The organism is Alkaliphilus peptidifermentans DSM 18978 (assembly GCF_900101495.1).
GTDB lineage: Bacteria > Bacillota > Clostridia > Peptostreptococcales > Natronincolaceae > Alkaliphilus_C > Alkaliphilus_C peptidifermentans.
Window position 1 is genome coordinate 66,418 of the sequence record NZ_FMUS01000003.1, and the last position, 18,412, is coordinate 84,829.

The 18,412-nt window shown below is 34.5% G+C and carries 18 protein-coding genes, 1 tRNA gene and 2 riboswitches; of the genes, 13 read left to right on the forward strand and 6 right to left on the reverse strand.

The features are described from left to right. Positions 1–64 precede the first annotated feature (64 nt). The gene (locus BLP68_RS03215) at positions 65–1,381 is read right to left on the reverse strand and encodes a bifunctional folylpolyglutamate synthase/dihydrofolate synthase (protein WP_091539934.1); all 1,317 of its coding nucleotides are present in this window, start codon (positions 1,379–1,381) and stop codon (positions 65–67) included. 269 nt (positions 1,382–1,650) lie between these two features. Between BLP68_RS03215 and BLP68_RS03220 the strand changes: the two genes are divergently transcribed. The 11 genes from BLP68_RS03220 (at position 1,651) to BLP68_RS03270 (ending at position 11,675) form a co-directional block, all read left to right on the forward strand. After that, positions 1,651–2,022: a demethoxyubiquinone hydroxylase family protein gene (locus BLP68_RS03220; RefSeq protein ID WP_091539936.1), complete on the forward strand. Its 372-nt coding sequence runs from the start codon at positions 1,651–1,653 to the stop codon at positions 2,020–2,022. 12 nt (positions 2,023–2,034) lie between these two features. After that, positions 2,035–2,871: a family 1 encapsulin nanocompartment shell protein gene (locus BLP68_RS03225; RefSeq protein WP_091539939.1), complete on the forward strand. Its 837-nt coding sequence runs from the start codon at positions 2,035–2,037 to the stop codon at positions 2,869–2,871. A gap of 106 nt (positions 2,872–2,977) precedes the next feature. After that, positions 2,978–3,160, forward strand: a riboswitch (Lysine riboswitch). Between the two features lie 236 nt (positions 3,161–3,396). Continuing rightward, positions 3,397–4,395 (forward strand): aspartate-semialdehyde dehydrogenase, encoded by a 999-nt coding sequence (locus BLP68_RS03230; RefSeq protein ID WP_091539940.1) that lies wholly within the window; start codon positions 3,397–3,399, stop codon positions 4,393–4,395. A 17-nt stretch (positions 4,396–4,412) separates the two neighbouring features. Beyond that, a complete protein-coding gene (gene dapA, locus BLP68_RS03235; RefSeq protein ID WP_091539943.1) occupies positions 4,413–5,285 on the forward strand; it encodes a 4-hydroxy-tetrahydrodipicolinate synthase in 873 nt (290 codons plus the stop codon). A gap of 14 nt (positions 5,286–5,299) precedes the next feature. After that, on the forward strand, positions 5,300–6,022 hold the full coding sequence (gene dapB / locus BLP68_RS03240) for a 4-hydroxy-tetrahydrodipicolinate reductase (RefSeq protein WP_091539945.1): 723 nt from the start codon (positions 5,300–5,302) through the stop codon (positions 6,020–6,022). A gap of 37 nt (positions 6,023–6,059) precedes the next feature. Further along, positions 6,060–6,773, forward strand: coding sequence for a 2,3,4,5-tetrahydropyridine-2,6-dicarboxylate N-acetyltransferase (gene dapD / locus BLP68_RS03245; RefSeq protein ID WP_091539948.1), 714 nt, complete (start codon positions 6,060–6,062; stop codon positions 6,771–6,773). 3 nt (positions 6,774–6,776) lie between these two features. After that, the gene (locus tag BLP68_RS03250; protein WP_091539950.1) at positions 6,777–7,997 is read left to right on the forward strand and encodes an aspartate kinase; all 1,221 of its coding nucleotides are present in this window, start codon (positions 6,777–6,779) and stop codon (positions 7,995–7,997) included. Next, positions 7,994–9,184 (forward strand): aspartate aminotransferase family protein, encoded by a 1,191-nt coding sequence (locus BLP68_RS03255; protein ID WP_091539952.1) that lies wholly within the window; start codon positions 7,994–7,996, stop codon positions 9,182–9,184. The genes BLP68_RS03250 and BLP68_RS03255 overlap by 4 nt, the downstream gene beginning before the upstream one ends. Then, positions 9,184–10,419 carry a diaminopimelate decarboxylase gene (gene lysA / locus BLP68_RS03260; RefSeq protein WP_176758843.1) on the forward strand — a complete coding sequence of 412 codons (1,236 nt, stop codon included), beginning with the start codon at positions 9,184–9,186 and terminating at the stop codon, positions 10,417–10,419. The genes BLP68_RS03255 and lysA overlap by 1 nt, the downstream gene beginning before the upstream one ends. A gap of 175 nt (positions 10,420–10,594) precedes the next feature. After that, positions 10,595–10,969 carry a hypothetical protein gene (locus BLP68_RS03265; protein ID WP_091539957.1) on the forward strand — a complete coding sequence of 125 codons (375 nt, stop codon included), beginning with the start codon at positions 10,595–10,597 and terminating at the stop codon, positions 10,967–10,969. Further along, a complete protein-coding gene (locus BLP68_RS03270) occupies positions 10,953–11,675 on the forward strand; it encodes a beta/alpha barrel domain-containing protein (protein ID WP_330389040.1) in 723 nt (240 codons plus the stop codon). Before BLP68_RS03265 ends, BLP68_RS03270 begins: the two co-directional genes overlap by 17 nt. A gap of 261 nt (positions 11,676–11,936) precedes the next feature. Here BLP68_RS03270 and BLP68_RS03275 read toward each other — a convergent pair whose 3' ends face one another. From BLP68_RS03275 to BLP68_RS03295, 5 genes are read right to left on the reverse strand one after another with little or no spacing between them, the layout of a single operon-like run. Then, positions 11,937–13,037 (reverse strand): NADH:ubiquinone reductase (Na(+)-transporting) subunit F, encoded by a 1,101-nt coding sequence (locus BLP68_RS03275; RefSeq protein ID WP_091539959.1) that lies wholly within the window; start codon positions 13,035–13,037, stop codon positions 11,937–11,939. A 20-nt stretch (positions 13,038–13,057) separates the two neighbouring features. Further along, positions 13,058–13,648, reverse strand: a complete 591-nt coding sequence (locus BLP68_RS03280; RefSeq protein WP_207647861.1) for an NADH:ubiquinone reductase (Na(+)-transporting) subunit E — start codon at positions 13,646–13,648, stop codon at positions 13,058–13,060. Next, on the reverse strand, positions 13,648–14,298 hold the full coding sequence (locus tag BLP68_RS03285) for an NADH:ubiquinone reductase (Na(+)-transporting) subunit D (protein ID WP_091539963.1): 651 nt from the start codon (positions 14,296–14,298) through the stop codon (positions 13,648–13,650). The genes BLP68_RS03280 and BLP68_RS03285 overlap by 1 nt, the downstream gene beginning before the upstream one ends. After that, entirely contained in the window at positions 14,291–14,902 is a 612-nt protein-coding gene (locus BLP68_RS03290; protein WP_091539967.1) for an RnfABCDGE type electron transport complex subunit G, read from the reverse strand. Before BLP68_RS03290 ends, BLP68_RS03285 begins: the two co-directional genes overlap by 8 nt. Then, positions 14,899–15,861: an RnfABCDGE type electron transport complex subunit D gene (locus tag BLP68_RS03295; protein ID WP_091539971.1), complete on the reverse strand. Its 963-nt coding sequence runs from the start codon at positions 15,859–15,861 to the stop codon at positions 14,899–14,901. Before BLP68_RS03295 ends, BLP68_RS03290 begins: the two co-directional genes overlap by 4 nt. A gap of 257 nt (positions 15,862–16,118) precedes the next feature. Between BLP68_RS03295 and BLP68_RS03300 the strand changes: the two genes are divergently transcribed. Both BLP68_RS03300 and BLP68_RS03305 read left to right on the forward strand, forming a co-directional pair. Next, a tRNA-Val gene (locus BLP68_RS03300) sits at positions 16,119–16,194 on the forward strand. Between the two features lie 149 nt (positions 16,195–16,343). Then, positions 16,344–16,470: riboswitch (cyclic di-AMP (ydaO/yuaA leader) on the forward strand. Positions 16,471–16,548: 78 nt separating this feature from the next. Further along, positions 16,549–18,399 (forward strand): ATP-binding protein, encoded by a 1,851-nt coding sequence (locus tag BLP68_RS03305; protein ID WP_207647862.1) that lies wholly within the window; start codon positions 16,549–16,551, stop codon positions 18,397–18,399. Positions 18,400–18,412: the final 13 nt, after the last annotated feature.

Below are 18,412 nucleotides of genomic sequence, written 5' to 3' on the forward strand. Positions count from 1 at the left end.
CATCCCTACGTATTTCGTAAAGGTGCTGGGTTTTCTTGATCCTGTTTGTAGTTAATTGACTTTTTTAACTTGCTTGCTCATTTTCCAGTGTACTAAATAATATTCTTCTTACATCACCGACTAAGTAAAGGGATCCGGTAAATATTGTTGCTTCTCCGGTTTCTACTGTTTGTAAAGCTGTAATTACTGAGTCTTCAATTGAATTGGTTATTAGAATCTCCTTGCCATAACCAGCAGCTAAAAAAGCTAATTCTGATGGATCGATGGCATTAGGATTATTTGGTTTTGTGACAATAACTCGCTGACAAAGCGGTACAAGTTTATTTAACACCCCTGTAACATCTTTATTATTAAGCATACCTATAACTAAATTAAGCTTCATATCCTTAAAATACTTTTCTATTGCCATTGCCAAAACCTCAGCCCCTTGAAGATTATGGGCTCCGTCAATTAAAACTAAAGGAGATTCATATACTAATTCCAGCCTACCAGCCCAGCTGTTTAATAATACCCCCCGACATATGTCATCGTCTGTTATATCAATCAAATTGTTATGACGTAATACAAGGGCAGTTTCAATTGCTATTGCAGCATTATAAATCTGATGAAGTCCTAACATTTGAATTTTAATATCCGGCAACGCAGAAAATCTATTTTCATATTTAAATACTTGTCCCTTTAAACTCTCTTCTATAAGAAGTATACCTTCTTTTTCAACTCTATAGGTTAGTGCACTTTTTTCTTCGGCAACTTTTTTAATTACAGCTTCTACCAAAGGCTCCTGCCAATGGTAAACTACTAATCCTTTTGGTTTAATAATACCTGCCTTATGAGAGGCTATAACCTCCAAGTTATTACCTAATACATCTATATGATCTATAGCTATAGGAGTAATTACTGAAATCAATGAGTCTTCAATTACATTAGTGGCATCATATAAACCTCCTAACCCTACTTCTAGTACAACATAATCTACATTTTGATTATTATAGTAAACGAAGGCTAGTAATGTCATTAAATCAAACATTGCAGGGTGAGGCATCCCTTCTTCTATCATAGGATCTATAATCTCTTTAATCATAGAAAAATTTAAAGCGAACTCATCTTGAAGAATATTTAGACCGTTTATTCTTAGTCTGTCAGTATAGCAATGGAGATGGGGAGATGTAAATAAACCAACCTGATATCCACCTGCTATTAATATACTGTGAATAAATGAAGAGGTTGAGCCTTTGCCATTGGTACCAGCGACATGAATGTATTTTAGATTTTTATGGGGATTATTTAATTTTGTCAATATAGAGCTAAGCATTTCCAGTGTTAATCTAGTACCATGGGAGTGAGAAAACTCAATGTATTGGATAGCCTCATAAAATTTCAATCGGATTCCCTCCTAATCATAATTTTTCTAAATTTATAGTGGAGCAAGATTAATTATACTACCAGCGTGTCTCTCCAGCAATAGGGAAAAAAAGAGAATTTATAGCTTGTTTTAGGGAAATTTGTTATATAAAAAAGAAATGAAGAAAATATCCTTAAAATTGGATGAAAAAAATAAAATAACTCTGAAAGCAACTATTTTGAAAGAAAGACATAAAGATTGGTTATTATAATAAGATATATTAAGAAAATTATGAAGGAGGATATTTAATGCCAAGTTTTGCTAATCCATTTCAAGGTAATATTAACAGGAAAATTTCTAAGGAAGAATTAATTCAAGCAGTTAGGTTAGATATTGCAGGTGAACTAGAAGCAATATTTGTTTATGATGCCCATGCCATGGCAACAGATGATCCAAGAGCAAAAAAAATATTAGAAGACATTAGAGACGAAGAAAAAGCCCATGTAGGAGAATTGATGGAGTTATTAAAAATACTTGATCCTAGAGAAGCTAAATTTTTTGAAGAGGGGGTTCAAGAGGTACGTGAAATGATGGAGGAGCTAGGAAATGAGGGATTTTTAATATCTGAGGAGAAGAAAAGTAAAGCCCTTAAAACCGTGGGAAGTCTGTTAGAAAAATAGGAGGTGCAATATATGGAATACTTATTAAGGGATGATAGTCCATTTAGCCATGAAGTGTGGGATGAAATAGATAAAATGGTTGTTAAGGTAGCCTCTGAGCAACTGGTGGGAAGGCGATTTTTATCTATTTATGGTCCGTTAGGTTCAGGTGTACAAAGTATTGCTTTTGATCAGATTAATTATCAAGAAAAGGGAGAAATTGATCTATTTGGAGATGAGGAATCATATGAAATTTCTCCTGAAAACAGAAAATTTGTTGCTCTGCCAATGATTTATAAAGACTTAATTATATCCTGGAGGGATGTTGAATATAGCAAGCAATTTCATATGCCCTTAGATTTATCAACTATTGCTGCAGCCACTGCTGCCTGTTCAATGAAGGAAGATTATTTAATATTCAATGGTAGTAAGGAATTCAGCAGTAAAGGACTTTTAAATGCAGAAGATAGACAGATTATAAAAAAGGAAGACTGGAAAATTGGAGAAAATCCCTTTAAGGATGTTGCCAAGGGTCTTCAACAATTAATTGGAAAGGGAGTATATGGTTCCTGTGCTTTAATTACCAGCCCGCAGCTATATGTTCAAATGCAGAGGATTCAAGAGGGCACTGGAATTTTAGAGCTAAATAGAGTTAAGGAGCTAATTGATGGGAGAGTGTATCAATCACCTGTAATTACAGAGAATAAAGCTGTTTTAGTAGCAATGGGGCCACAGAATATGGATTTAGTAATTGGACAAGATATGGTTACCGGTTACATTGGGCCAGAGCAATTAAACCATAAGATGAGGGTCATGGAAACACTAACATTTAGGATAAAAAGGCCTGAAGCTATAGTAACCTTTGAGTAGTACGCAAGATGATGAGAGTAGTATTTTTAACAAATAATATTGAAAATCAGTTGACAGGGTGTTTCTAGATATGATAAACTACCTACAATACACAGTTAAATACTAATTAATAGATAGAGGTGCACCGAAGAAGAGTATATGTTAGGTGTTAAGAGGGGAAGTCCTCAATACTAGCATAAAAAGGCTGACGTGCCGAAATAGTCAATTTACTTTCAATTTGACTGTTGGGTGTCTGGTTAATAACTAGGCAACTGTCATAGAATACATTCTATGGAGTGCTATTTGTTGATAGTGATAATATATATGCGTTGAAAACCATATTGTGGTTTTCATTCGTTATTTTTTTATTGCTTTAACAAACTCCTTTTAGAATATTCTAGGGAGTTTTTTTCTTTTTTTAGCACTTAATATACAATAGAAACTATATTTGTGCTATATCATAAGATAATAAGAACACAACCTATTCTATTAATGTAACAAAATTTATTTATCAATAAAATTATAAGACGGAAGGGGAATATTATTATGGGTTTAATTGTTGGTGTAGTTGGTGCAACAGGTGCAGTGGGAAGAAAGATGTTACAAATATTAGATGAAAGAAAATTGCCCATCGATCGATTAAGACTTTTTGCATCAGAAAAATCGGCAGGCACTACTGTTAGCTTTAGAGGGGAAGAAATTCAAGTTGAATTACTAACTGATGAAGTTATGAAGGATACTTTTGATTATCTATTGTTTTCAGCTGGTGGAGGAGTTTCAGAAAAATTTGCTCCAATTGCAGCTGCAGCAGGAAATATTGTTATTGATAATTCATCACAGTGGAGAATGACAGAAGGGATACCGCTAATAGTACCAGAAGTGAATCCTCATGTTTTAAAGGGGTACCGCGGTATAATTGCTAATCCAAATTGTTCAACTATTCAAATGGTGGTGGCTTTATCACCTCTCCATAAGAGATATGGAATGAAGCGTATAGTAGTATCTACTTATCAAGCAGTATCAGGAAGTGGTTTTAAGGCTATTCAGGAGCTGGAAAACCAAACAAAGGATGAAAACCATCCTAATGAAGTTTACACAAGAAAGATCTTTGGAAATTGCATACCTCATATTGATGTTTTCAACGAAAATGGATTTACTAAAGAAGAATTGAAAATGGTATATGAAACACAGAAGATATTTGATAATAAAGATATTCAAGTAAATGCTACAACTGTAAGAATTCCTGTTTACTATGGACACAGTGAATCGGTATATGTTGAATTTGAAGAAACACCAGATGTTAATGAAATTAAAGAGATCTTATCAAATTCAGAAGGAATTGTATTGATGGATAACCCTGAAGAAAACTGTTATCCAACACCACTTGAAGTAGAAAACACTGATGCTACCTATGTGGGAAGAATTAGAAAGGATTTATTTAATCCAAAGGGTATTTCTTTATGGGTTGTAGCAGACAATTTAAGAAAAGGTGCAGCTACTAATGCTGTTCAAATTATAGAGGCTATGGAAAAAAATAATTTATAAAAAGGAGCGGTTTTAGTATGTTTAATGGTTCTGGAGTAGCTATAGTTACCCCCTTTAAAGGGGCACAGATAGACATAGAAGCCTATAAAAAACTTATAGCGTTTCATCTTGAAAATAAAACACAGGCTTTAATTGTACTTGGAACTACAGGAGAAGCTTCAACCATAAGTCATAATGAACGAGAATTATTGATTAAGACCGCCATCGAAAAGGCAGGGGGGAAAATACCTGTAATTGTTGGTACTGGTTCAAATAGTACAGAAGCAACAATAAATTATACAAAAGAGGCAGAGCAACTGGGGGCAGACGGTGTATTAGTAGTTACACCCTACTACAATAAGGCTACACAAAAAGGTTTAATAGCCCACTATACAGAAATTGCTAAGTCAACCAAGCTACCAGTTATTTTATATAATGTGCCTTCACGAACAGGGGTTAATATTTTACCTGAAACAGTTGCAGAGCTGGCTAAAGTTGAGAATATCATTGCTATAAAAGAGGCTAGTGGAAACATATCTCAAATATTAGAGGTAAAGAGACTGACTCCTAATACCTTTAAAATATACTCAGGTAATGATGATCAGGTGATTCCTATTTATAGCTGTGGTGGTCATGGTGTAATATCTGTTTCAGCAAACATCATACCTGGTGAAATGCAAGAAATGTGTAGGGCATTTATGGAGGGTAGGGTAGATGATGCATTAAATCTACAGTTAAAATATAAGAAGTTAATAGATTGTTTATTTATTGAAGTAAATCCTATTCCAGTTAAGGCAGCTTTACATGAAATGAAATATATAGAAAATCAACTTAGATTACCTTTAACAATGATGGAAGAAGAGAATTTTAAAAAACTTAAAAATGAAATGAAGGCCCAAAACATTATTTAAAGGGAGTGATCTATTTGAATTTATATATATGGGGTATTAACGGCAGAATGGGACAGAACATTTACCGTTTAGGAAAAGAAGATTCATATTGGTCAAATATTGCTGGAGTTAATAGAAATAATCCAGTTGAGAGAATTGACTTCAAGGCTGATGTTGTTATAGATTTTTCTCATCCCTCCGCAATTGATCATGTACTGAAGTATTGTATTGATAACCAAACTCCATTGGTTATTGGTACTACTGGCTTTGAAGAGGAAGGACTGTTGAAAATAAAAAATGCATCAAAGCTTATCCCTATACTACATGCTACAAACATGTCCTTAGGAATGAACATAATGTTCTCACTGGTGGAACAGATTTCAGCTATGCTACAAAACAAGGTGGATATAGAGGTAATTGAAGCCCATCATAATAGAAAGATGGATGCACCATCAGGGAGTGCACGAACAATTGTTGAAGCCATAGAAGCAGGTCTGGGGACAAAGACAAAACACCAGCATGGTAGAGAAGGCCAGTGTCCACGGGAAAAGGGTGAAATTGGTATTCATGCCATTAGAGGAGGAAACATTGTAGGACTTCACGAGGCCCATTTCATAAACGATTTAGAAACGGTTAAAATTGTTCATGAAGCCCATGATCGGTCAGTATTTGCCCAAGGAGCATTAGAGGCAGCAAAATATATAGCAGGTAAGGCCAATGGTTTGTACAATATGAAGAATGTATTAGGATTAAACTAAGGAGTAGACTAAGGAATAGACTAAGGAGGAAAATATAATGGATGCAAAAACAATTATTGAATACATTGGTAATAGTGAAAAAAAGACTCCTGTTAAAGCCTATGTTAAAGGTGAAATGGAAAAGATAAATTGGAGTCAGTATGAAATAAAAAACTTTGTTACAGGAACCACTGCCATATTGTTTGGAGAGTGGAAGGAAGTTTCTCAACTCTTGGAGGATAATAAAGGACTTATAGAAGATTTTGAAATAGAGAATGATAGAAGGAATTCCGCAATTCCATTATTAGATTTAAAGAATATACATGCTAGAATTGAACCTGGTGCCTTCATACGTGAAAAGGTGGAAATAGGTAAGAATGCTGTTATTATGATGGGTGCTGTTATAAATATTGGAGCAATCATCGGTGATGGTACAATGATAGACATGAATGCAATAGTTGGAGGAAGAGGTATCATCGGTAAAAATTGTCATGTTGGTGCCGGAGCAGTTGTTGCTGGAGTTATAGAGCCTCCATCGGCTACTCCAGTTATTATTGAAGATGATGTTGTAATTGGTGCGAATGCTGTTATTCTTGAAGGTGTGAAGGTAGGGAAAGGATCTGTAGTAGCTGCTGGTGCTGTAGTTACACAAGATGTTCCTGAAAATGTTGTGGTGGCAGGTACTCCTGCAAGGATAATAAAAAATATTGATGAAAAAACCAGGTCAAAGACAGAGATTGTTGAAGTGCTTCGCAATTTAAAGGAAGCCTAATCCATGAATATAGTAGTACAGAAATATGGTGGAACCTCTGTAGGATCTGTTGATAAAATTAAAGCAGTTGCAGACAAAATCATAAAGAAGAGAGCTGAAGGCTTTCAAGTAGTAGTTATAGTATCTGCAATGGGAAAAACAACAGATGAGCTATTATCTTTAGCAAAAGCGATTTCTGATACACCTGATCCAAGAGAAATGGATATGCTATTGACAACAGGTGAACAGGTTGCAATTTCACTGTTGTCCATGGCTTTAATTTCAAAGGGACATTCAGCTGTATCCTTTACAGGACATCAATTAAATATTCAAACCACATCACTTCACCAAAAAGCACGTATTAAGGATATTAGTATTTCAAGGGTGATTGAAGCATTTGAGGATAATAAGATTGTTGTTGTTGCAGGTTTCCAAGGAGTAACTGACAATCATGAATATACTACATTAGGTAGAGGTGGCAGTGATACCTCAGCAGTTGCTCTGGCTGCCAAGCTGGGGGCAAGATGTGAAATCTACACAGATGTAGAGGGTATTTATACTATGGACCCTAGAAAGCTGACGAAGGCAAGGAAAATTAATAAAATAAGTTATGCAGAAATGATGGAAATGGCCAGTTTAGGCGCAGGGGTAATGCATTATAGAGCAGTAGAAATGGCAAATAAGTATAAAATACCTCTATATGTGGCTTCAACCTTTTCTGAAGAACCAGGCACCATCATACAATTTGAGGGGGAAGACTCGATGGAAGAAACAGTAATAACCGGTATGGCTTCTAACTTAGAGGATATTCAAGTTACAGTAATAAATCTACCATCCTCCACAGGTAATCTTTATAGATTGTTTGGACAACTGGCAGACAGGGAAGTCAATGTAGATATGATTTCACATATGATAACTGAAGATGGGAAAATGTATGTGAGTTTTACAATTCCCAAAGAAGATCTATCAATAGCAGAAGACATTATAAGTAATTGGCAGCAGGAAATTCCTGAGATTAAATGGGAGATCAATAAAAATATAGCTAAGATCTCTGTGGTGGGCTTAGGTATGCGGACTCATTCAGGGGTAGCTGCTGGAGTTTTCAAAATAATGGCTGAGAATAATATAGAAATTAAAATGGTAACAACATCTGAAATAAAAATTACCTGGGTAGTAGATAGTTGCCTTGAAGAAAAGGTAATCACTCTAATAGGTAAAGGATTTGGGTTGGTGACAGTAGAATGAAGGAAAAATGGATACAGCTAGATGCAGAATACCTTTTACCTACCTACGATCGCCTTCCCATTGTAGTGGAAAAGGCTAAAGGAATGTATATAACCGATGAAGATGGGCAGAGCTATCTTGATTTGTTTTCAGGACTAGCTGTAAACATACTTGGCCATTGTCATCCACTACTGGTGGAGGAATTAGAGAAACAATCCCAACAATTTTCACATATCTCTAATTTCCTTTATAATAAGCCCGCCATACTATTGGCTGAAACCCTTGTACAAAATTCTTTTGCAGGAAAAATTTTTTTTGCTAATTCTGGCGCAGAAAGTACTGAGGCAGCAATTAAATATATTCATAAATATGGAAAAGACAAAGGTAAAAATGGAATTATTGTATTTAAAAATAGCTTCCATGGTAGAACAAGTGGGGCAATGAAGCTAACAAGAATGGCTTCTGTTCAACAGGATTTTTCAACAATTGACGAGGCTGTTTATGAGCTTGATGAGCAAGATATTGAAAAGCTTAAGGATATCATATTAAACCAAAAGCCTGCTGCCTTTTTATTCGAGCCGATATCTGGTTCGGGGGGAATTGAAGTTATTACTAAGGAATTTATGGAAGCAGCAGAAGCCCTTTGTAAAGAACATGGAGTTCTTTATTGTGTTGATGAAATTCAGACAGGTATGGGAAGAACAGGAAAGCTGTTTGCCTATCAGCATACTTCTGTGAAGCCAGACATTCTTTTGTTTGCCAAGGGTGTAGGAGGAGGATTACCACTAGGAGGCATTTTGGTGGCCAATGAAATTTCTCATTATTTTAAGGTGGGCGACCATGGAACAACCTTTGCACCTAACCCAGTAAGTGCCTCTTTAGGACTGAAAACTATAGAAATTTTACAAAATGGACTTATTAACGAAGTGCCTGGCAAGGAGCTCTATTTAATTAATAAGCTAAAGGAAGTAAAGGAACAATTTCCCCAATATATTGGTGAAATTAGAGGTAAGGGCTTTATGCTGGGGGTAGTGATTAATGGTAATGCAAATCAATTAAGACTTCAATTTATGGAGAGAAACATTTTGGTTAATATTACCAATGGAAACATTTTGAGACTGCTTCCCCCACTAATAATTAATTATGATGAAATAGATACATTTGTTAATTATCTTATAGAAATACTAACAGAATGGAAGGGGCACTAATGATTAAATACTATAATAATCACCTTACTGTTGAAGACATAACAATAGCAGAGATAGCTAAGGATAGACCTACTCCCTTCTATCTTTACTCGTGGCAACAAATAGTTAAGAATATAGAAAGAATTAAAAGAACATTTGAGGGTTTAGACTATCACATATCATTTGCTGCTAAGGCCAACAATAATTTATATCTTCTTGAAGAGTTGAAAAATATTGGTATAGGAATTGATATTGTTTCTGAAGGAGAGTTTGAATCGGCTAAAAGAGTTGGCTATGATCCAGCCAATGTTATTGTAAATGGTAACGGAAAAACCAAGTCGTTTTTGATGGATATGCTTTATTACCAACCGAGGGCATTAAACATTGATTCCAAGGAAGAGTTAGAGAGGTTAGAAGAACTTGCAATTAAAGAAAATAAGTCGATAGTTATAGCCCTTAGGGTTAATCCTGATGTTGATCCTATTACTCATCCTTATATTTCTACAGGATTAAAGAAGAATAAATTTGGAATGGACTTAGATACAGCCAGCAGCTTGATTAATAAGTATTATCAACATCCACTGGTGCAGATTCAGGGGCTTCATATTCATATCGGTTCTCAAATACTAAATATAACACCCTATGAAGATGCTTATGGTAAGATTTATGAATTTATAAAAAGCTTAAATAATCATCAATTGACCTTCATAAATATCGGAGGTGGTTGGGGTATCGACTATTTAAAAAGTGGCAAGGAATTTCCACTAGAAGATTATCGTCTACGGGTAATACCAATCATTAAGCAGATGAATTTACCTGTTATTCTAGAGCTGGGACGTTTCATTATTGGTAATGCTGGAGTACTTGTAGGAAGGGTGGAGTATGTAAAGAAAACTCCCTATAAAACCTTTGTCGTTACTGATGCTTCAATGGCAGATTTAATTCGTCCAAGCTTATATGATAGCTATCATCACATATATCCCCAGCATGATACAGGGGATGAAGGCAAAATAGATATTGTAGGGCCTCTATGTGAGACAGGAGACCGTTTTGCAGAGGAAAGAGTTATACCTTTACCGAAAAATGATGAATACATTGTAATCGGTGATACCGGTGCCTACGGTAGAGTAATGAGCTCAAACTATAACTTTTCCTTAAGACCAGCGGAATATCTTATTAAGGATGGTGAAATTGAAGAAGTTCGTCCAAGGGAAGATTTTAAGGATGTAACATCATATTATATTAAAAGTCGCTAGAAATAGCGGCTTTTTTGACATGATATCTAAAAATTAAGACTAATTAGTATGGTTAATTAGTAATAAGCTTGATTTTAGAAAAAATTAAAAAAATAAATTTTTAGAAAATTATAATATATTTAGAAATTTTCGTTATAATTAGTATGAGGGAATATTTTAAGGGGGAGGTATAAATATGGCAGAAAACATGAATGACTCAAATATATTAGAAGATATTTATGTTTTTAAGGTATACTATCCTAAAGAACGGAAAATCAATTATAATGATTTTACTTGCCTAGAGATTATGAGAAAAATAATAAAGGATAAGAAAGACGTAAAACTGGAAGCAATGCATAAAGCCTTATTACAAATAATTAAAGAGGAGCATTATCAATTAGTTTATTATGATGGTCATATTCCAGAATTCACAAGATATTTATATGAAGTAATTGTAAATACTGTTGATATAGATCCAGCTAGCCATAAATTCCATATGTTTTTATGTGATTTAATCTATTGGACTAAAGAGTACTTTCATATTATGGAGGCTGTTGAAGCTACAAATTAGTTTTTTCAACTATGATATAGGGAAAGGAATTGAGTCTATGTATAAGCCCGTACCTCGTATTACAGGAAATTTGAGAAGCTATATGATAAAGGTACCTGAAATAATTCGTGAGGCATCTGGAATTGTTATTTTAGGAAGAAAAATAAAATCCCTGGCCTTTACAACAGATATAGCTATTATAGAAAACATTGATGCAGATGCCATTTGGGCAGTCTATCCCTTTACACCGCAGCCTACCATTACCCATGCCATAATGACATGCTCTGATGTACCAGTATTTTGCGGAGTAGGTGGTGGTGTTACCAATGGGCAGCGCTCAAGTAACCTAGCCCTACACGCAGAATTTCAAGGAGCAATAGGGGTAGTATTGAATGCACCATCATCAAACGATACTGTTAATATGATGAAGCAAACAATTGATATTCCTGTGGCCATTACTGTAGTTTCTGACAACCTGCAAAAAATAGAGGATAGAATTAATGCTGGAGCAGATATTTTGAACGTTGCCGCAGGAAAAAACACATCAAAGGTAGTGAAAATTATCAAGCAACATTTTAGTAATATACCTATTATAGCAACTGGAGGAGGAGACGAAGAGGTTATTAAGGAAACCATTGAAGCAGGAGCCAATGCAATTATATATAATCCACCTTCAACATTAGAAATCTTTAGAAGCAGAATGGATGTCTACCGAAATGAATATTAGGTTATATTTATGGCATTTAGAAGACAAACACGATTTTTAAAACTTAAGTAAACGATTAGTTAAGTTAGAATAAAAAGAGTGAAAAGGTAATCAGATAATAGTTTTCAACTGTTTGAGCAGATGCGAGTTTTGAAAACTACTGATTACCTTAAGCTCATTCCCGTTTTGGTTCTGAACGGGTTTAAGTAGTTTTGAAAATATCAGGGTTTGTTTTTATAGAATAATAATGCTCCACTTCAACTGAAGTGGAGCATTATTATTCTATTCAAATTTATCGTAAAAAATTCTGTCTTCAGAAAACCCTTTTGTCAATAGACTTTTAACCGTAGAATCTATCATTGGAGCACTTCCACAAAGATATGCTTCACGATTTGGAGCTTCATCCAAATATTCTGCAATAGCATCAGTTACTCTACCTTTAGCTCCCTCCCAATCATCCTCCTCTTGAGGACGGGAAAGGGTTGGAATAAACTTGAAATCGTATAGATTTTCTTCTAGCATCTTCATTTCATCCAACATAAAGAGGTCATCCTTTGAACGTGCTCCAAAGAAATAAACTGCCCTTCTATTTATTCCTTTATCAAGCATTTCATACAATATACTTCTTATAGGAGCCATTCCTGTTCCGACAGCAACCATTACCATTTCGGCATCAGTGTTCTGAAGGTAAAAGTCTCCATATGGTCCATTAAATGATACTTCATCTCCCTTTGATAAATGCTTATGAACATATGTGGTAAGTATTCCACCCTCTACATATCCAATAATCAAATCTATATAGTCCTGATGTTTAGTAGAAGATGCTATTGAATAAGCTCGATATACTTCTTCTTTATTACCAGGATACGCTGGTGCAATTAATTGAACATATTGACCTGCTTTAAATGATATTTCTTGACCATCTATAATTTTAAATCGTAAGAACTTAATTTTATCTGTTAAGTCTTGAGCTTCTTCTACTATTGCTCTAAACTGTTTTACGTTAAATAACTCCTCTGGTATTTCGATTTCCATATCTTCCTTTACCTTGACCTGACAAGATAGACGAACATTATTCTTTTGATCTTCGTCAGTTAAATAGGATAGCTCAGTAGCAAGAACAGGGCCTGCACCATTGTTAATTTTACATTTGCAATAGCCACAGCTCCCTTTACCACCGCAGGCAGAGGGAATAAATATGCTACTGCCAACAAGGGAAGAAAGAAGAGTATTTCCTCCATCAACTATTAGTTCTTTTTCACCATTGATTATAATCTTCTTTTCTCCATAATCTGCAATATAAACATCTGCTATTGTTAGGAGTAGTGCAAGAATGGTAGATAAGCCAGATATTACTCCAATTGTAACCAGTATGTTAATCATAGGGCTATCCCTCCCCTCTGTTATTGTATTCTAACAATTCCGGAAAAGCCTATAAAGGCTAATGCCATTAAACCGGTAATAATTAAGGTTATTCCTGGCCCCTGTAAACCTTTTGGGATTGGAGAATTTTTCATTTTTTGACGTATTCCAGACATCGCCAATATTGCAAGGAGCCAGCCTAAACCTGACCCGATTCCAAAGGCCACCGCTTGAATAAATGAATAGCTTCTAATAACCATAAATAGAGATACCCCTAATATGGCACAGTTTACTGTAATAAGGGGAAGGAATATTCCTAAAGAGTAGTAGAGGGTTGGTAAATAACGTTCCACTACCATTTCAACCAGCTGTACGAATGCAGCTATAGTTATGATAAATACAATAAACCTTAAATATTCTAAGTTGAAGGGAACCAGTAGATAATGATAAACTAGGTAGTTTATTATGGTAGTTCCTGTCAATACAAAGGTTACTGCTTGACCTAGCCCCAATGATGTTTTTATTTCTTTTGAAACCGCTATAAATGAGCACATTCCTAAGAAATTGCTTAGTATCATATTGCTTGTAAAAATTGAAGCGATAAGTATTACAAAAGGATTAATATCAGACACTATTCAACACCTCCTGCTTTTACTGTTGCTGGTGAAAGACTTTCCTCTTCGGCTTCAGGAACAAGTGAATTGGCAACCCATATTAAAATAGCCAGCATAAAGAAGGCGCCAGGTGGCATTATCATGAATATCCAATTTGGCCACCACGAACCAACAACTTGAATACCAAAAAGAGTACCAAAGCCCAAGAGTTCTCTAAAAAAAGCTATTGTTAAAAGAACAAATGTATATCCAATTCCTGATGCCACACCGTCTAGAAAAGCAGGTAGAGGGGGATTTTTCTGAGCAAAGGATTCACAACGACCCATGATGATACAATTGGTGATAATTAATCCAACATATGGTCCTAATGCTTCACTCATTGTAGGATAATAGGCTTTTAATATAATATCAACTATTATTACATAAGCAGATATTATTAGGGTCTGCACCATCATTCTAATATGCTTTGGTGTATATCTTCGTATAAATGAGACCGTTAAACTTGAAAAGGATGTAACAAAAATTAGCCCAATTCCCATAACCAGAGAGTTTAGCATTAGGTTCGTTACTGCAAGAGCAGAACAGATACCTAAAATTTGACGATATATAGGGTTATCTTTAAAAATAGCCATGGAAAATATATTCTTAATTTCTTTTATTTTAATCATTGGAAAGACCCCCTTTTTCCTTAAGGATGTCATTTAAGTTATTGTTTAAGATCCTTCTTACAGCATTGGAGGTGCCAGTAGCTCCAGTTATTGAGTCTACTTGTCCATCTGGGTGTGGTCGATAAAGGATATATTCATCCTCCTTGGTATGATCAATCTCAATGCCCCTAAATTGTTCTTTGAATTGTGTCTCGTCAATTCTACCCCCCAACCCCGGAGTTTCACTATGGGAGATGAAGTCAACACCAATGATTTCATTAAAATCTGGTGAAAGGGCAATAAAGCCCTTAAGGGTACCCCAAACTGCTTCACCTTCTATAGGGAATATATATCCAACCTTAAGATCATTTTTATACCCTTCGTAATATGTAAAATCATCAGTGTTTTGCTCAATGATATTATTATTAAAAAGGGAGCTTACTTCAGTAGCAGATTGCTTATCAGTAGGGAAATCTAGTACATATAAAAGGGATTTTTGCTGTTTTAGTTCCTGATTAAGCATTACTTGTTCACTGGTAAATTCATTAATAATTGCCAGGATACCAGTAAAAATAACAGATATAACAAGCATAAAAATTATGGCTTTATAATTGAATTTCTTCATGCTGCCTTCACCTGCTTTCGTTTCCTTGAATTCAAGTTTTTAAAACCAATATCTATGATGGGGGCAAAGGTATTCATTATTAGTACTGCAAACATAGCACCGCCAACAAAAATTCCATATACCCTTATTAATAAAGTAATAATTCCAATAAACAAACCATATATTATTTTTGCTTCTTTATTTTTGGGGGCTGTTATTGGCTCGGTGGCAAAAAATATTGCCACAAAAAGTATGCCTCCAGATAGTAGCCCGAAAAGTGGTCCAGGGTCATTTGCAACACCCATCAGTGTTAAGATACTACTTAAACCAACAAACCCAATAATAGGAGACACCATTAAACGCCAATCTGCAGCCTTTGTATAAAGGAGGATTACAGCACCAATTAGTATTAAGAAAACGCTTGTTTCACCCATTGAGCCTGAAACATTTCCCCAGAAAAGCTGTTGTAAAGGTAAGGCTTCACCCGTTTGCCTTAAAATTGTTAAGGGAGTTGAGCTGGACATTGTATCTACTGCAGGTGTCATATATTGAAGGAATCCACCTGGAAATGTGTCGGCAGCAACATTCCATCTAACTGTTAGGTATTCTGGAAAGCATACATAAAGAAAGGTCCTTCCAGCAAGGGCTGGATTAAATACATTATGTCCAAAGCCACCAAAGACTTCCTTTGCGAAGGCAATACCAAAAATAATTCCTATAATAGCAACCCAAAAGGGAGTAGACACCGGTAAGGTGAGGGTGAAAAGAATAGCAGATACTATTACAGCTTCAGTAACGGGTTTTTTTTGCTTTCTTTTAAATATTAATTCCGTTAAAAAACCAAATAGAACTACAACTGACATTAGTATGATTGTTCGCCAACCAAAGAAGTAAATAGCACCAAAGATTACTGGTATCAGACTATATAGAACCTTTCTCATCATGGGCTGCTTCATAAAAATATTTTTACTTATGGGCATTTTTTAACCTCCTTAATGTAATAATAAATGATAATATCCTTCTACCCAAGAAATAGCATTTCAAAACACGGAGGGTAAAATCTTGTACTGGTAATATATACGTTTTTAGAATTAGAATAATGAAAACTATATTAACAGAAAAATAAAACCTCAAATTAAATTTTAAATATAATATAATTAAACATTAACTTAATATATATTTCTTGAATTTCACTAATAAAGATGTTATTATAAATTATATTTATGTCGAATATTTTGGGCAATTAACTCAGCTGGTAGAGTGTTTCCTTGACGTGGAAGAAGTCATGGGTTCGAGTCCCTTATTGCCCACCAATTAGAAAAATAAAAAGCAAGGCATTCAGAGAATAATAATCTGACGCCTTGTTTTTTATTTGTTTGATATACCAAATAACAAAACTCGAATATATTATTATAAAAAATAATTGACCTTCATAAATAAGAGGTATATAATTAATATCAAATTTATTTATTCGCTGAGTTCATTTATGAAGCGGGGGACCCAATTTTAGGGGCGAATTCCATATGGATAGGATAACTCTTTCAATCCGAGCCCGTCAGCTAACCTCGTAAGCGTTGAAAGGGGAGCCTATGGCTAATTTTTTGACCATGACTCTTCATGGTTTTTTTATGTTTAAAAGATAAAATCAAGTGTAGGATGGTGATCTTTTGAAGAAGAGTATTAAAGCAAAAATGCTTATGATTTTTATACTTATATTTACTATACTTGCTACCAATAGTATCTGGGCAATAATCAATTTTAATAGGCTAAATAATTCAATAGACAATATTATGGAGTCAAACTATAGAACAATAGTTGCTGCACAAAATATGATTGTTGCTTTGGAACGACAAGATAGTGCTGAACTGACACAAATGTTTACTGTAGATGGAAGTGCCGAGAAAATCTTCTTAGAAAACGAAAAAGAATTTATTAAGTGGTTAGCAAGGGCAGAGGATAATATAACTGAAATAGGAGAAGCTGATATACTGATTATCATCAATGAAATGTATACACAATATATTAAGCAATTTAATGAATTAATAAGAATACAAACAAATGATGGACCAGGGGCTGCAAGAGACTACTATTACAATGAAATATTACCAGTATTTGAAAGTACTAAGGAAGAGTGTAGGAATCTTTTAAATCTCAATCAAAATGCTATGCTAGATCGTAGAGATAGAGCTAAAGCTATAGGTAAAAATGCCTCCTATTCTACTATCCTTTTATCAATCATTACAATTCTTATAGGTTTAATATTAGCTATTTATATTTCGAATAAAATGATAAAGCCGATATATAATTTAATAGAGAAAATCAAAGGTATAACTGAGGGTGACTACAGCCAACAGCTGGATATAGACAGTAGTGATGAAATAGGAGAATTGGCAAGAGAATTTAATACTATGACTAGGAAATTAGAGTCTTATGAAGTGCTTAATATAAAGAAGCTTATGAAGGAAAAGCAAAAAGCTGAAGCTATAGTAGAAAGCATAAGTGATGGAATAATTGTAACAGATGAAAACAATAAAATATTACTAGTAAACAGAGCTGCTGAAAAGGGCCTTGGTATAAGAGAAAAAGAAGTTTTAAATAGACATTTTCTTGAAACTATTAAGAGGGAAGAAATCTTTCAAATGATTGATGAGGTGAAAAACTCAGAAGATATAAAATCGTATAAGAAATATATAAATATTACAGTTACTACTGATGAGAAAACTAGACACTATCGTATTAATGTTAGACCAATTATGGATAAGGATGGTGATAATGTTGGAGTAGTAACGTTGATGCAGGATATAACAAAGCTTAAAGAAATTGATGATATGAAATCTGATTTTGTTTCTACAGTTTCTCATGAATTTAGAACTCCCTTAACATCTATTAGTATGGCAGCAGGGTTACTATTAGATAAAACCTCAGGAGAAATAAACGAAAATCAAGCAGAACTATTGGAGGCCATTATAGAGGATAATGAGAGACTTAAAAACTTAGTTAGTGATCTACTAGATCTTTCAAAATTTGAATCGGGTAAAGTTACAATGGATATAGAGCTTCAGGATATAAATGAAATGATCGAATACGCTGTTAAGCAGTTTAGGCAAAGAGCAAAGGATAGAAATATTTCATTGGAGATTGATGTAAAAGAGAATATGCCAAAGGTTAATGCGGATTTCAATAAAATATCCTGGGTATTAACGAATTTAGTTGGAAATGCGCTAAGGTATACACCTAGAGATGGCTCAGGAAAGATCGTAATTAAAGCAAAGGAAACTGCTAATAAAATATTAGTATCTGTAGCTGATAATGGGAAAGGCATAGCAGAAGAATATCAGGAGAGAATTTTTAGTAAATTTATTCAAGTTAAAGATGACAATGGGGATGAAAAGGGTGGCACTGGCTTAGGTCTTGCCATAAGCAAAGAAATTATAAATGCCCATGGTGGTGAGATATGGGTAGATAGTAAACTAGGAGATGGAAGTATATTCTATTTTTCACTTTATGTAGGCACCTAAGAGGGGGTACAGT

Excerpts from the sequence above, each read along its gene's own strand:
- BLP68_RS03220 (WP_091539936.1), top strand. The coding sequence starts at position 1,651 with ATGCCAAGTTTTGCTAATCCATTTCAAGGTAATATTAACAGGAAAATT.
- BLP68_RS03225 (WP_091539939.1), top strand. The coding sequence starts at position 2,035 with ATGGAATACTTATTAAGGGATGATAGTCCATTTAGCCATGAAGTGTGG.
- BLP68_RS03230 (WP_091539940.1), top strand. The coding sequence starts at position 3,397 with ATGGGTTTAATTGTTGGTGTAGTTGGTGCAACAGGTGCAGTGGGAAGA.
- dapA (WP_091539943.1), top strand. The coding sequence starts at position 4,413 with ATGTTTAATGGTTCTGGAGTAGCTATAGTTACCCCCTTTAAAGGGGCA.
- dapD (WP_091539948.1), top strand. The coding sequence starts at position 6,060 with ATGGATGCAAAAACAATTATTGAATACATTGGTAATAGTGAAAAAAAG.
- BLP68_RS03250 (WP_091539950.1), top strand. The coding sequence starts at position 6,777 with ATGAATATAGTAGTACAGAAATATGGTGGAACCTCTGTAGGATCTGTT.
- BLP68_RS03255 (WP_091539952.1), top strand. The coding sequence starts at position 7,994 with ATGAAGGAAAAATGGATACAGCTAGATGCAGAATACCTTTTACCTACC.
- lysA (WP_176758843.1), top strand. The coding sequence starts at position 9,184 with ATGATTAAATACTATAATAATCACCTTACTGTTGAAGACATAACAATA.
- BLP68_RS03265 (WP_091539957.1), top strand. The coding sequence starts at position 10,595 with ATGGCAGAAAACATGAATGACTCAAATATATTAGAAGATATTTATGTT.
- BLP68_RS03275 (WP_091539959.1), bottom strand. The coding sequence starts at position 13,037 with ATGATTAACATACTGGTTACAATTGGAGTAATATCTGGCTTATCTACC.
- BLP68_RS03285 (WP_091539963.1), bottom strand. The coding sequence starts at position 14,298 with ATGATTAAAATAAAAGAAATTAAGAATATATTTTCCATGGCTATTTTT.
- BLP68_RS03290 (WP_091539967.1), bottom strand. The coding sequence starts at position 14,902 with ATGAAGAAATTCAATTATAAAGCCATAATTTTTATGCTTGTTATATCT.
- BLP68_RS03295 (WP_091539971.1), bottom strand. The coding sequence starts at position 15,861 with ATGCCCATAAGTAAAAATATTTTTATGAAGCAGCCCATGATGAGAAAG.